13 protein-coding genes are annotated in these 14,809 nt (G+C 38.6%); 4 read left to right on the top strand and 9 right to left on the bottom strand.

Annotated elements, in window-relative coordinates; translation table 11 throughout:
* The first annotated feature begins 12 nt into the window (after positions 1-12).
* From FTV17_RS11090 to FTV17_RS11080, 3 genes are read left to right on the top strand one after another with little or no spacing between them, the layout of a single operon-like run.
* Complete coding sequence (locus FTV17_RS11090; protein ID WP_179999539.1) at positions 13-1,251, top strand: styrene monooxygenase/indole monooxygenase family protein; 1,239 nt, start codon at positions 13-15, stop codon at positions 1,249-1,251.
* 19 nt (positions 1,252-1,270) lie between these two features.
* Positions 1,271-1,795 (top strand): flavin reductase family protein, encoded by a 525-nt coding sequence (locus FTV17_RS11085; RefSeq protein WP_035266396.1) that lies wholly within the window; start codon positions 1,271-1,273, stop codon positions 1,793-1,795.
* Between the two features lie 53 nt (positions 1,796-1,848).
* On the top strand, positions 1,849-2,793 hold the full coding sequence (locus tag FTV17_RS11080; protein WP_179999537.1) for a transporter: 945 nt from the start codon (positions 1,849-1,851) through the stop codon (positions 2,791-2,793).
* 48 nt (positions 2,794-2,841) lie between these two features.
* On the opposite strand, the gene FTV17_RS11075 is transcribed toward FTV17_RS11080, so the two are convergent.
* Positions 2,842-3,879, bottom strand: a complete 1,038-nt coding sequence (locus FTV17_RS11075) for an AraC family transcriptional regulator (RefSeq protein WP_179999535.1) — start codon at positions 3,877-3,879, stop codon at positions 2,842-2,844.
* A gap of 461 nt (positions 3,880-4,340) precedes the next feature.
* Here FTV17_RS11075 and FTV17_RS11070 point away from each other — a divergent pair, with 461 nt between their 5' ends.
* Positions 4,341-5,321, top strand: a complete 981-nt coding sequence (locus FTV17_RS11070; RefSeq protein WP_179999533.1) for an AraC family transcriptional regulator — start codon at positions 4,341-4,343, stop codon at positions 5,319-5,321.
* Positions 5,322-5,364: 43 nt separating this feature from the next.
* Here the strand turns inward: FTV17_RS11070 and FTV17_RS11065 are convergent, their stop codons facing one another.
* From FTV17_RS11065 to FTV17_RS11030, 8 genes are all read right to left on the bottom strand, one after another.
* Positions 5,365-6,708: an MFS transporter gene (locus tag FTV17_RS11065; RefSeq protein ID WP_179999531.1), complete on the bottom strand. Its 1,344-nt coding sequence runs from the start codon at positions 6,706-6,708 to the stop codon at positions 5,365-5,367.
* A 98-nt stretch (positions 6,709-6,806) separates the two neighbouring features.
* The gene (gene antC / locus FTV17_RS11060) at positions 6,807-7,841 is read right to left on the bottom strand and encodes an anthranilate 1,2-dioxygenase electron transfer component AntC (RefSeq protein WP_179999529.1); all 1,035 of its coding nucleotides are present in this window, start codon (positions 7,839-7,841) and stop codon (positions 6,807-6,809) included.
* A gap of 11 nt (positions 7,842-7,852) precedes the next feature.
* Complete coding sequence (gene antB / locus FTV17_RS11055) at positions 7,853-8,344, bottom strand: anthranilate 1,2-dioxygenase small subunit (protein WP_035266119.1); 492 nt, start codon at positions 8,342-8,344, stop codon at positions 7,853-7,855.
* Positions 8,345-8,346: 2 nt separating this feature from the next.
* Positions 8,347-9,783 (bottom strand): anthranilate 1,2-dioxygenase large subunit, encoded by a 1,437-nt coding sequence (gene antA, locus FTV17_RS11050; protein WP_035266117.1) that lies wholly within the window; start codon positions 9,781-9,783, stop codon positions 8,347-8,349.
* Positions 9,784-10,013: 230 nt separating this feature from the next.
* Entirely contained in the window at positions 10,014-12,017 is a 2,004-nt protein-coding gene (locus tag FTV17_RS11045; RefSeq protein WP_179999585.1) for an alpha/beta fold hydrolase, read from the bottom strand.
* Positions 12,018-12,131: 114 nt separating this feature from the next.
* A complete protein-coding gene (locus FTV17_RS11040) occupies positions 12,132-13,049 on the bottom strand; it encodes an ABUW_2363 family tetratricopeptide repeat lipoprotein (protein ID WP_179999527.1) in 918 nt (305 codons plus the stop codon).
* Positions 13,050-13,159: 110 nt separating this feature from the next.
* The gene (gene cysE, locus FTV17_RS11035) at positions 13,160-13,972 is read right to left on the bottom strand and encodes a serine O-acetyltransferase (RefSeq protein WP_257219932.1); all 813 of its coding nucleotides are present in this window, start codon (positions 13,970-13,972) and stop codon (positions 13,160-13,162) included.
* On the bottom strand, positions 13,965-14,807 hold the full coding sequence (locus FTV17_RS11030; RefSeq protein ID WP_035266112.1) for an RNA methyltransferase: 843 nt from the start codon (positions 14,805-14,807) through the stop codon (positions 13,965-13,967). The genes cysE and FTV17_RS11030 overlap by 8 nt, the downstream gene beginning before the upstream one ends.
* Between the last annotated feature and the right edge of the window lie 2 nt (positions 14,808-14,809).

The following is a 14,809-nucleotide window of genomic DNA, read 5'->3' as shown; positions in this document are numbered from 1 at the left end:
TGGAGAATAAAGATGAGAAAAATTGCAATTGTTGGTGCAGGTCAGTCAGGACTTCAACTTGGATTAGGACTGCTAGATAAGGGATATGACATCACGATTTTGTCGAATAAAACTCCTGATGAAATTCGTCAAGGTAAAGTCATGTCTAGTCAATGTATGTTCCATACTGCGTTACAGACTGAGCGTGATTTAGGACTAAATTTTTGGGAAGAGCATTGTCCAGCGGTAGAAGGTATTAGTTTTGCTTTGGTTGATCCAGCAAGTGGTGAACGAGCATTTAAATGGAGTGCGCGATTAGAGCGTTATGCTCAATCTGTTGATCAACGTGTCAAGATGCCTTATTGGCTTGAAGAGTTTCAGCGCCGTGGAGGCAAGTTTGTTCTCCAAGACGTCGGTCTAAACGAATTAGAACATTTGGCTGACGAGTATGAATTAGTGCTCTTGGCTGCGGGTAAAGGTGAAGTTGTTAAAGAGTTTGTACGTGACGCAGAACGTAGTACTTTTGACAAACCTCAGCGTGCATTGGCTTTGACTTATGTGAATGGAATGAAGCCAATTTCACCATACTCGAGAGTGAGCTTTAATATTATTCCTGGGGTGGGTGAGTATTTTTGTTTTCCTGCGCTTACAGTAAATGGTCCATGTGACATTATGGTTTTTGAAGGAATTCCTAATGGTCCTATGGATTGCTGGGCTGAAGTTAAAACACCAGAAGAGCATTTAAATAAAAGCTTAGAAATTCTGAAAGAACATTTGCCGTGGGAGTATGAGCGTTGTCAAGACGTAATGCTTACGGATAATGGCGGATATTTAGCAGGACGGTTCCCGCCAACGGTACGTAAACCTGTCATGACATTGGCTTCTGGTAAAAAAATATTTGGTATGGCAGATGCATTGGTGGTGAATGATCCAATCACAGGTCAAGGATCAAATAATGCGGCTAAATGTAGCAAGGTTTATTTCGATGCGATCTTAGCACACGGTAATCAAACGTTTAGTGAAGATTGGATGGAGTCAACATTTGAAAAATATTGGTCATATGCTGAAAAAGTCGTGAGCTGGACAAATAGTTTATTGGTTCCACCTCAACCTCATGTTGTTGAGCTACTGGGTGCAGCATCTCAAAATCATAATTTAGCTTCTCAGATCGTTAATAATTTTGATGATCCACGTAACTTTTCACCGTGGTGGTTTGACGAAAACGCAGCGAAAGAATTATTAGAAACAGATCAAGTTTCTCAAGTGGCTTGATGGAACTGAGGTGTTAAAAATGGATGTATTAGATAAAATTAATCTGCAAGAGATTGACATCAGTAATCCTCGCGAGATTCGTAATCTTCTTGGTCAGTTTGCCACAGGTGTTACCGTAATCACCACACGTGGAACGGATGGACGAAAAGTGGGTATGACAGCCAATTCATTTTCTTCGTTGTCATTAGATCCACCGCTTGTGTTGTGGAGCTTGTCGAAAACAGCACCAAGTTTGCCCGATTTTGTTGCAGCTGAGCACTTTGCAATTCATATGTTAACGAAGGAGCAGCATCAGCTTTCTACCCATTTTGCCCGTGGTGCACAAGATAAGTTTGCCACAGTTGATCATGGTGAATGTGATACAGGTGTTCCATTACTGAACGAAGCACTTGCTACACTTGTCTGTAAAAATGTACAGCAATACGAAGGTGGCGATCACTTGATTTTTATCGGTGAAATTCAAAAATATCAACAAACTGCTGGTGAGCCCTTAGTGTTTCATGCTGGTCGTTACCAAATTGCAGCGAGCCATCCAGACCTTTAATCATTGCTTTAAAAACCACGATGAACAATCGTGGTTTTTTATGGGAAATACACATGAAAAATAAAATTATATTAAGTGCTTTAACCTTGTTTACTACAGCAAATTCATCACATGTTTTTGCTTATGATTTACCGACTGTGAATTTGGGTATGACCAGCTTTCTAGATGGTGGACTACCAGCTGGACCTGGTTGGTATTCGCAAACGTATTTTCAACATTATGACAGTGATAAGTTGAGAGATACGAGTGGACAAAAGCTTCCGCTGCCCAAAACAGATTTAAATTATCAAGTGATTGTCGAGCAATTAAGTTACATGTCGACCTATAAACCGACTGCTCATTCAAGTCTAGGTCTGAATTTACTTATCCCTTATTTAAGTAAAATCAGTGTTGACGATGGTTTAAATAATCAAGCCTTAAAAGCTAAAAGTGGATTTGGAGATTTGATGATTGGTCCATTTCTCCAGTTTGATCCAGTCATGGGTGAACAGGGACCAAAATTTGTCCATCGAATAGAAATACAGATAAATTTGCCGACAGGGGAATATCAGCAAAACCGTGATATTAATCCGGGTAATAATGCATTTTCCTTCAATCCATATTGGGCTGCAACGTATTGGTTTAATCCGAAATGGACAGCTTCGACACGCGCTCATTATTTGTATAATTTTAAAAATGATGATCCAACTTATGGTTTTGGTGCTGCTGATGACATCCAAGCGGGGCAAGCAGTACACATTAACTTAGCATCTGAATATGCTGTACATGATCAGATTCGGTTGGGTCTAAGTGGATATTACTTAAAACAGTTTACCGATACTAAAGTTGATGGTGTAAAAGTCGATGGTCGCAAAGAAAGTGTGTGGGCAGTTGGACCTGGACTTATGTATAGCCACTCGCCAAAAAATCATGTAGTCGCAAATGCATATTTTGAAAATGATGCAAAAAATAGAACTGAAGGCGATCGATTCCAAATTCGATACATTCATCATTTCTAATCGAAAAAGCCTGTGATTTCACAGGCTTTTTTATTGACAGACATAAAATTAAGAGAAGAGTGAATTTTGTGTAATCTTACGCGTTGATGAGGGCAGCTCGCCATAACGACGTTTGTACTCTTGTGAAAAACGACCTAAATGAGTAAAGCCCCACTTAAATGCAACATCAGTGACCGTGGCATGTTCATTATTCATCAGTTCAAGATGAGCTTGTTCAAAACGAAGCTCACGTAAATATGCCATAGGGGTAATGCCAAAATGGTTTTTGAATCCTGCAAAGAGTGTTCGTGCACTTACACCTGATTGTTCAGCCAAGACTTCTATGTTGAGTGGTTCATGTAAGTGGTTGTGAATGTATGCTTCAGCACGTTTGATAAAGTAGGGCGCTAATTTTTTCTCATGATGAGAATTTGCTTTAAAAAAAGCATTGTTTGGTTGTCCATAAATAAGCGCATTAAATAGATTTGATTCAAACTGCTTAAATGCAAGTGGGTGGTGGAGAGGATGATGCTCACATTTAAGTGCATCCATCATGGTTCTCAAAAGTTGCAGAAAATAACCACCAGATTGAGTGGTAAAATCAAGTCGAGGATTAAAAATTACATTTTTTTGTTCAGATTTCACGATATGTTGCTGACAATGATGTGCAAAATCATCTTTTGAAATTTTGAGAATGAGTTGAGGGGAGTGAGCACGCCAGCGCATTCTGAGTGATTGGTCAGGTGAGATAATTGACGCTACTTCTGAGTATGAAATAAATTTATCTTGACCAAATTCAATTTCAGCATAGCCTCGAGTAGGAATCTGAATAAGATAAAACTTTTCAAGTTGATCTGGTTCGATTAATACATCTGCGCCATATTCCAAGCGGCTGATAGAAAGAGCCCCAGTTTGAACATGGTGCATGCTTGCACTAAATTTTTTAGCTGATTTTAACACTTTTAGAGCATGAGGCTTAAAAATTTGCCCTACATTTTTACAAGTCTCGCTCAAATCTGCTTGATTGAAGACCAAGTTTTGACTGTTGAAAATTGATTCATTACTAAAATTTTGCCCAGTTAGCTGAGAGGAATGAAGCTGGTTCATTGTGAATCCTTTTGGCTCATTAGTAGTCCGTACCATGACAGTAGTGTTAAATTGATATCATGGAATGAGATTTACGATATAAATAAATGAAGCAATATTCAGACCAGAAATAATAATTTTAAAATTTAATAGCTATAGTGGTAATTGAAAAAAATTACATTTATTTATATCAGTCCTATCCTTAGGACGTTATTTAAAAATCTATCTTTATAATCGCTGAATGTCAAATAAAATCGAATTTTTTTATCATTGTAATTTTAATATAAGTTTATGAAAATATTATAAAAAATAAAAATACCTATTAAGTAATATAAGATACCAAATTAGTATTTTTTAATTTACTAATCTGTGTTCAATAATATATGTAAATATTTAGTCGAAGCAAAGAGACTTTATTTCGACATTATTATTAAAAATGTTTTATAGTATTTATCATGATTCAAAATAGCTAGGTGAACAGGATGATCACACTCAGCCAACATAAGGATCTTAGTCACGCATCGCGTGAATTGAATGTTGCTCAACGATTAATGAGCCTTATTTGTGGTTCACATCAATTAGAAACTGCTCGTAAAGATCAGCTTGATTTTCATTATTCAGGTATACGCTTGCCGAGTAAAAAAATGGCAATTGGCTGTATCAGTTATGGCACAGATGTGTCTATTCAAATTCAGCAGCTAGGTGCATACAGTATCAGTTTGCCTATTTATGGACAGCAAACATTGCGTATGAATGGAGAAACTCATTTATCACATAGTAGTAATGGAATCATTGTTTCTAGTCAGGATCAGCAAGAACTCATCATTCACCGTAATTGTAAAAAATTTCAAGTGGTGATTCCTGAAGAAAGTGTCAAATCTGTACTTTCCAATTTGCTTTCTAAACCTGTTAAAGAGCAGGTGATTTTTGAGCCAGATATGCCATTTAGTGAAGATAACTTCTTAAGATTGTGGTGGAATAATATTCAACAATGTTTAACGCTCAGGCAAGATTATTCTCGTTTTGATGGTTTAAATCTGCTTTCTCAAGATTATGAAAGTTTTTTGATTAAGGCTTTGCTTTTAACCCAGCACAATAATTATTCCAATGAATTAAGATCGCTCCAAGAGTATCAGCTTCCGAAGCCAGTCATGGTGGTCAGAGATTTTATTCATCGTTTTGCTGATCAAGAGTTGGACGCATCAGATTTAGTCATGATATCGGGGACTTCAAAATCGACTTTATACCGTGAGTTTCAACAAGCGCTGCAAATGAGTCCTATGGATTATTTAAAAAACTATAGACTTGAACAGATTCATCATGCTTTGTTGCAGAACAATGCAAATATTTCCATTTCAAGATTGGCTTATGATTGGGGATTTAGACATTTAGGACGTTTTTCTCAAGAATACAAAGCCAAGTATGGGGTTCTCCCGAGTGAAACACTTAAAATAATGGTTTAAAAAAAAGCCCCTTGATTGGGGCTTTTTAATGACTGAGTTTAAATTACTGCGTTACCTCTGCAGTTGCAGTATTGGCTGATTCAGGTTGTTTTAGTCCTTTTAATGCGAGCGCAATAAACGAAATAAATGTCGGAATTGCTAGGACATAGAAAATACCTGCAAGAGATAATTCAAAAGTAAAAATCAGTGATCCGTAGAACGCACCTAAGATCGCACCGATACGACCAATACCATGCATCCATGAAACACCTACACCGCGGCACACTGAAGGGTAGAATAGTGCTGTTAATGGAAGTAGTGATGATTGAGCACCAACTAATAATGCGCCAATTAAGAAAATTGCAATACCGAGTAAAACAATACTTTGACTCACAAATGCTGCAACGAAGAACAATACAAATGCTGCGAGATAAGAATATTTAATCACAGTATTTGGATTGACTTTGTCCATATACCAACCCATAAAGCATGCACCTATTACACCGCCGAATGGGAAAATCGCTGCAATTAAACTAAACTGTTCTGTTGTGAATCCAGCGGTTTTAAGAATAGTCGGCATCCAGCTGGTTAACAGATAAAATACCATTAGGCTGGTAAAGCAACACAGCCAAAGCATTGCTGAACCCCAAAAGTATTTGCTAAATAAAATTTTAACAGGGCTTTGTTTAGGATCTAATACTTCTGCTTCAGGTAGTACAAATACAGTACTTTGATCAAATGCTTGACCGTGAATCTTCTCAAGAATTGGTTTTGCTTTTTCTTGACGATTTTGTTTGATGAGGTATTGAGGTGATTCAGGTAACTTTGTAATCAAAAATACCAATACAATGAGTGGGATTACACCGCCAATAATAATGACATTTGCCCACCCTTGATTCTCTAATAAGAACGCAGATAAGACACCGCCACTTGAGATCCCTAACATAAATCCGCAACCTGCTAATCCGGTCAGAAATGCTTTACGTTTTAGAGGCATGTATTCGGATACCATTGTGCTAATATTCGGCATAGCCGCACCAAGTCCGACCCCTGTAATAAAACGATAGATCATAAGTTCTTGTGTGTTAGAAGCAAATCCACACATGATGGTGAAAATTGAAAACAACAAAGTCGTCATTACGATGACACCCTTGCGCCCAAATTTATCTGATAATGGCCCTGAGATAATAGCGCCGATCGACATGCCTACTAAGGCCGCACTGAGCACAGGTGCTAGATCTGGTTTTGAAATCCCCCAATCATCTAACAATGCTGGTGCAATAAAGCCTAAGATGCCAGTGTCTAATCCATCACAGAAAAAAACCAAAAACCCCAAAAAGAAAACTGTCCATTGTAAAGGGGACATTTTTTCCCGATCAATAACGTCATTTACAATTATTTTTTGCATTTAAAATTTCCATATATTCAAACGTTAGAACTAAAAAGGACTATCGTTAGAAGTGAATATTAACGATAGCCCCTAGTGAATGTCATCAGCTCATTTAATTATCTTGAGCTATGACTTTGAATAAACTTCTCACTGTAAACACGTCCGTTGTCTATCTGGTGATCAGCTAACCAATTTTTGACAGCATCGATCATTGGTGGCGGACCACACAAATACATATCGAATGCTGATTCGCTTAATTGCGATTGATCTAAATGTTCGTGGATAAATCCTTTTTTTCCAGTCCAATCATTAGAAGGTTGTCCGATTACGGGATGATACTCAAAGTGTGGAATCTTGGCTGAGTATGCTTTTAACCTTTCTTGTTCACACAAATCTTGCTCTTTGTTTACACCATAATATAGATGTACAGGCGGAATTTGAGGTTGTTCCACAATTTGATCTAGCATTCCTAAAAATGCCGATAAACCAGTACCACCTGCGACAAAGACCAATGGCTTTTCTTTTTCCACTTCGCGAAGATAAAAACTACCCAGAGGGGCTTCGAGTAAAATGGTATCGCCAACTTTTGCACGATCTCGCAGGTAATCACTCATGAGACCTTGCGGCAGTAAGCGAATTAAAAACTGTAATTGATTACCTTCATTCGGTAGATTGGCGAATGAATATGAACGCCAATCATTTGCACCAGGAATTTTTAATCGAGCATATTGACCTGGTAAATAATCAATTTTCTGCGTATGTTGACTGGCATCTACATGAATGATTGCCGTAGTTTCAGAGACTAATTCTACGTGAGTCACTTTGGTTTCGAGTTGAAGTGTTTCACCAGCATTACAGAAACTTGAGTCATGATCGAAATAGAATGCAGCATTCGATTGCACTCGTGTTTGACAAGCTAAAATTTTACGCTCTGCCAGATCACGTTCGGTTAATGCTTCTTCATCGACATAATCTTGAGTGTAATTGCCACTTTCACATTGCCCTTGACAGGTTGCGCAAACGCCTTCACGGCAGTCTAAAGGTAATGTGATACCTTGACGGAACGCAGCATCAAGTAAAAGCTCATCATTATTCACAGAGATAAAGAACGTTTTACCATCTGCAAAGTTGAGTGCAACAGAATGACTCATTCTTTTACTCCTTAAACGTGATAGAAGTCGAGCACAGAATCAATTTTGTCATTCAACAAAATGGTGTGCTGTTTACGAATGCGGAAAGTGTCTTCATGTTGACGAAGGATATAAGTGACATGCCCGTAAAAATAGCCTTCTAAACCTTGGCGGTTATAGAATGTCGACCAACCCGCTTTAACTTCTAATAATCCGTCTTCAAGTGTTTTTACACGGATGTTGTGAATCGCATGCATGAGACGCGGAAGGGGCGTAGCTGATGCAGCTTTACCAGTTCCAATACGGAATACGCGATCTTCAAGGCCAGCACGGTTTTCATAATAGATATACGAAAGTCCTTGGTTTGGATCAGTGACGTATTCATGGTCACTAATCCATTGTGGAATGTGGTATTCACTGTCTTCATCATAGAGTTCTAAATATGCGTCCCATTCATAGTTGTCACAAAGCGCAGATTTTTCATATAAAAATTGAGAAACTTGATGTACAAGAGCTTGTGTCATGATTAAGCCTCCTCAGTTGTCGCTTGTGATGCAGGGCATTCGTGTGGTTCAGAAGTATCTTCAGTGAGTTTAAGTGCTTTATTTTTTAAGCCTTTTAACATGAGATCGCGCCAAACTTGGTGTTGATTGACATATAAACCTTCTTGAGTGATTTCAGTACCCGTAATGACTGGTTTGATCCCTAGTGTTTGAGCATTCGGGCTGTCGCCATAATTCCACTTGTGATAACCGCGCGAAATATCACTCCAGCGTTCTAAACGAGCTTGGAAACCACGCTGTTGTTCACGGAATTCAACTAAATCGTCAGGCGTGCCTAAGCCCGATACGTTGAAGAAATCTTCGAATTGACGAATACGGTTACGACGTGCTTCAGCCGACTCACCTTTAACACCAATACACTGGCTAATGACTTCAGTTTTATTCCACGCAACTGGACGAATAATACGAAGTTGCGAACTGATTTGATCCATAAAGAAAAGGCTTGGATATAGGTTTAAGTTTCTGAGACGGTGCATTGCCCATTCAGCACGTTTTTGACCATATTTCTCAACCAGATATGGCATCACAGTTGCGTAACCAGGACGTACAGTTGGGTTAGGCATGTCACTAAACAAAACGTTATGACCATTTTTAAATGAGAACCAACCATCATCAGTTGTGTCATCACCTGCACCTAATTTACTGTAATCAAGTGTGTCTTTTGGTCCCGTCCCTTTTTGTGCATTCAGTTGCTGACGATATTGAACTGTAGATACATAGTTATAGTGAACAGTACTTACATGGTAGCCATCTACACCATTTTCATTTTGTAGCTTCCAGTTTCCAGCAAAGGTATATGCTGATTTACCCGGTAAAACTTCTAATTCACCTGTAGGTGATTGTTCAACCATAAGATCAAGGAAAACACGTGTATCACCTAAATAATCTTCTAAGGTATCTGTAGCTGTTGTATCTAAGCTAACGAAGACAAATCCTTTATAACTTGCGATACGTGCTTTTTTTAGACCTCGTGATGATTTATCAAAGTCATCACAATACTCACCAGGAGCTTTAACTTTTACGAGACGACCATCCGATTTGTAACACCAAGCATGGAAAGGGCAGGTAAATGTGGATTGATTACCTTTAGCAACTCGGGTCAATGTAGCACCACGGTGCTCGCAGGCATTGACCATTGCATTTAAATTACCTTGACCATCACGGTTAATGATGAGCGGTTGGCGACCAATTTGAACAGTGACAAAGTCATTTGGTTTTGGAATTTCACTTTCATGACACGCGTAGATCCACACCTTTTCAAAGATCATTTCCATTTCTAGATCAAAAAGTTCTGGTTCAGTAAACATGTCACGTGCGATACGATAGACGCCATCCTCTGGTCGAAAATCGATACATCCTTCAATAAAATCATGCCATTCGATGCTGCTACGAGATCCCATGGTCTAACTCCTTATATCACTTGATTTCATTTATCTTTGAATCTATTGAACAGTGATTAACGGAGTCAGGCTATCCAGTTTGTTCTAATCGTTATCCATTTTTTCTCAAATATTTTATGGAGAAGGGAATTAAAAATATGAGTGGGATTCAAAAGTCGTCATTTGGGACTATAAAAACAAAAAGCCGATGCATCTTTCATACATCGGCTGATAAAAGCTAAAGGAAATCGTTATTTGGCAATTCCAAGCTCTGTCAAATGAAGTCTTAGGATTCGTCTTAATTCCAACACAGCTTCAGGCGTTTCCTGAATTGAGTGACCACCTTTGATAATAATCTCAGATTGTGCCCCTTTTAGATGCGCACTCTGATAAGGCACGATCCCATCTGACATAACAGTAGGATCTTTACTCTCAGTCACATTCCCCATGATGGAGTGAAATTTAAACCCTTTAACTGGCATCACAGGTGAGGTTAATTTGGTGAAAGGAGAGTTGTGACTCAGATCACTCGGACCATTTTGAATCAATCCATGACCTAAGTCTTTGACAAAATGTTTAATATTAATATCTTTATCTGAGAGCGATTCAGCAAATGCACCCAAAAATGCACCTGGCAACTTGATCACTTTGCGCGCAGCTCGTGTAAACCAACGATCAGCATAATCTGTGCCTCTATGCGGTGCTGCTAAGAAAATAGCACGATTAAACTGTGGTACAGGTTTGATTTGTAAACGAGCTTTAAATAAAGGTTCATTCTTAAAACGGCTAATTTGAGAATTTTTTAATTGAGACAATGCAGGTTGTGTTAAATCAGCTTGGCTCACCAATAATCTTGAAATAATACCACCCATACTATGTCCAATCAGAACTGCATCTTTAGCTGACGCCGTAGATTGATCAAGTGAATTAAATGCTTGTTGAATGATCGCATTCACCTGAAAGCGACTTTCTAAAATTGGCATATTGGTTGAGTAAAATACTTGCCAAACTTGATAATGCTCTCTTAGAACATTATCTCCCATAATGTCATTGGTTAATGCAATCCAAGCTTCTGGACTGCTTGCAAGTCCATGTACCAAAACAATAATTTTTTTGTTTGGATTATAGGGTTCGAGCATAAAGAGATGGGGCATTGTGATTGTATTGTCACGATCAATCAAACTCAAATATGCAGCAGCACCTAAGTTATTTTCGGCAAGCCACAAACCATAAGGTGCAGAATAATTCGCAGCTAAGGGATAAACTTTTCCACCTACTTTTAATTGATCTAATCCATAAGGATCATAAATATTCAGGGTGAAATGCGGGTCATTCAGAATATCCTCTACATTACTTTGACGCGCAGGCTCAGCGGTCATCGTGACTGAAAGATAACGTGGTGGATGAATGTTAGGATTGCGACCATTTTTATAAGCGTGATTTAATGGATCTACAATATATTTACCTGAATCGCTATTTCGCTCTGGCGCTGGAAGTGTTGCGACAAATTCCGCACCGAAACCATCCCGACGGTTAATCGAACGCAAGCCACTAAAATTGAGATTGTAGCTTGAAAGCAGGCTATCTAATTTTTGATTAGCAATCTGAGGGTAATGGTCATAGTTGATGGTATAAATGCTTTCACCAATTTTTATTTGTTTGGGAACTTTTTCACCCGTATAGCGCATACCATAGGTCATCACCATTTTCGCCAAGGCTTGATTGTAGAAATCTCGTATTTGAACTTGTCTATTATCGAAAATACGGTCGCTTGGTTGGCGTTTTGTCTTGAATAGATAGGCATAACTATAACGAATACTTTTATCAAGCATTGCTAACTGTTGATCAAGACATTGACTATAGTTTTCTTGATGAATTTTTTGCTTTTCTTCTGACTGATATTTATTAATTAAACTGGTATTACAATCAGAAGAATTATTGAGGGCTAATGCCCGTGTTAAATATGCTTCACTTGCAGTTGAATAAAGTTGTTCATCTTGAATTTGTTTTATTTTTTTTAGATCAGATACGCATTTATCTGGATCATTAGAACAACTTTCAGCCTCACTGCCTGTCATGGAGAGGACATTCAGACTCGCTTCACTCATTTTTTTACGCGTTAATATGCTATCTCGTTCATTCGCGATCGAGACATTAAGCGCTTGATTTTTTACACTGACGACTTGGCAACCTGTCATAAATAGTGGTGTTGCGAGCAGTAGGACGCCGATGTATTTATTGTTCATCATAAACATATTTTCAACTGTCAGCATGAATCATTAACGCTGAGCATACGTTATTTTTAGGGAGATAAAAATAAGTGCTAAAAAAATAGACTGAATAATCAGTCTATTTTTTTTGAAATAAGATTATGATTTCGCTGGATTGTTTAAAATTTGCCAAACATTGTAACGACCTTGTTTCTCAATTTCTTGAATCAAGCGGTCAGCAACTTCAGTTTCTTCAGGATATTTCACTTTGTAATTTTTTAAAGTTGTGATTGCATTTTTCTTTTGGCTCAATGCGAGGTAGTTATTAACAGCTACGAGATAAGCTTCTTGAACACCTGCTTTGATGGCCTTGTCGATATATGGAATAGCTTCTTTTTGACCACCACCTTCAGACAAAGAGAAACCAAACCAGAAGTTCGCTTCTGCATCTTCTTTGTTGATCTTCAGGATTTGTTGTGCATATTTTAAAGATTTAGTGGTGTAAGCAGAACCAAGATCAAGGTTACGACCCAATATACTTGCTTTAAATGCACGAATTAAGATGTCGAATGACGCGTTATCTTTCGCTGCTAAAGTATCAAGTTGAGCTGAAACTTCACGTAATTTAGCTTCAAAACCGCGACGTTCTTGGCGATCTGTGAAACGAGGTGGATAGTGACGTGCTTTACCTTCAACCATCTGGAGGAAGTCATCAATTTCTGTAATATCGATTTCATTTTGACCCGCTAAAACCGTGTATTTCATCGCACGTTGTGAACTATTCACAGTCGGTACGATTAATTTATTCTTATCGAGGATCATCTTCCTGTTTGGGTTATTTGGATCAGTCACCTCAAGTTTTTGAAGTGGAGCAGCAGCTGCTTTTTTTAGTTCAAGTTCGAATACTGGTGGTTGGCTATAGTTGAAAGGATTTAATGCATAAAATGGCGCACTTAAATCAGGCTCAGAAAAGACGATTGGATCGTTTGTTTTAGATTGTTTTTTAACTGCTGGAGAGCTACAAGCACTCAATAATGAAACAGCGATCATGGTGGCAATGAGGGGCTTAATCGTCATATTTTCTTCCAATATTATGTTTTTAAATTCTAGTTCAGGTTGTATCTGAGTCTATGAAAAGTCGAAACAACATGCAACTCAGATTCACCTAACTTAGTCAAACTTATACATTAAGCTTTTGATTGTGCAGTTTGAGCTTCGCACTCACGACGAACTTCGTCAATGATTTTTAACTCTTCAGCGCTAAATGGTTGTCCATTACTTTGAGCGTTACTAAATGTTGGATCAAGTAATGAAAGTCGCTGACATAGAGTGTTCATGCGCTTTTCATTGTGCTGTATACGATCCAATAATACCCGCATACCTTCTAACATTGGATCAGATTGATCTTGGGTTGTCGCGTAAGGTTGAAAACCGATGCTTTCTGCATAATTGCGTCGTTCTGATTCTTTGTCCAAATCTTTTTGCTGATTTTTAATAATAAATCGCGCTGGATTACCTACGGCAGTAGCCCCTTCAGGGACTTCTTTGGTGACCACAGCATTTGAACCCACTTTCGCATTCTTATGCACGGTAAATGGTCCCAAAATTTTCGCACCTGCGCCAACGACTACGCCATCTTCTAAAGTTGGGTGACGTTTGCCTTTATTCCAAGTGGTGCCACCTAATGTCACGCCATGATAGAGCGTCACATCATCACCAATTTCAGCTGTTTCCCCAATGACTACACCCATACCGTGATCTATAAAAAAACGTTTGCCAATTTTGGCACCTGGGTGAATTTCGATACCAGTTGCGAAACGACTAAAAGAAGACAGCATGCGGGCAGAAGTTTTACACTCTTTTTTCCAAAGCTCATGCGCAACACGATGCATAATCAGTGCGTGAATTCCTGGATAAGTGGTTAAAACTTCAAATGTGTTGCGCGCCGCAGGATCGCGGGCAAACACAGCTTGAATATCTTCTTTAAGCTGTTTAAGCATCTTTTGATTTCTCTTTAGAATCTGACTTTTTCCATGTGCCATTGTTCAATGCCTGAACACGACTGAAAATACCTCTAAGAAGATGGTACTCCATACGATCTAATTGTATACGTCCGAATAAGCGACGCAAGCGTAAAGGCAATAATCGTGGGTTTTCTGGGTCTAAAAACTCGATTTCGTGCAACATTTTTTCAAAATGAGGATAAAATTGTTCCATCTGTTGATGTGTTACCAACGGCTCATCCCAATGCATAGAATCTTCATCAGTCACTTTCATAACAGCTTGAGGATCTTCAACTTGTTCCATGAGAGCCGTGGTCGCCATTCGCATTTCATAGCAAATAATTTGAATGGCTTGAGCGACATTGAGTACGCCATAGTCTGTATTCACAGGGATGGTCACATGGTAATTCGCCATAGCCAATTCTTCATTGGTTAATCCGCGATCTTCACGCCCAAATATTACGGCAATTTCTTGTTGTTCTTTGATCACCGCTTGCATAGATTTATCAGCAGCAGGTCGAGCATCTAATAAAGGCCATGGAATAGTTCGGCTACGAGCACTTGTACCAAAGACTAAATGACAATCTGCGATGGCTTCTTCAAGCGTTTCTACAATCTGAATCTGATCAATTAAATCGGTTGCACCCGCTGCAAGTGCATCAATATCAGGATGAGGATAAGTTTTAGGTGCAACTAAAACCAATTTTGAAAGCCCCATGGTTTTCATTGCTCTAAGTGCGCTACCGATATTCGCAGGCAGGGTAGTATTCACCATAACAATACGCACATGAGACAAATGCGCTGAGACAGCAGCATTATCAATTAAATTCATAA

Origin of the sequence: Acinetobacter sp. YH12239 (assembly GCF_013417635.1) — a bacterium.
In the GTDB taxonomy this organism is placed as follows: domain Bacteria; phylum Pseudomonadota; class Gammaproteobacteria; order Pseudomonadales; family Moraxellaceae; genus Acinetobacter.
This window is presented reverse-complemented; position numbering and strand designations above follow the sequence as displayed.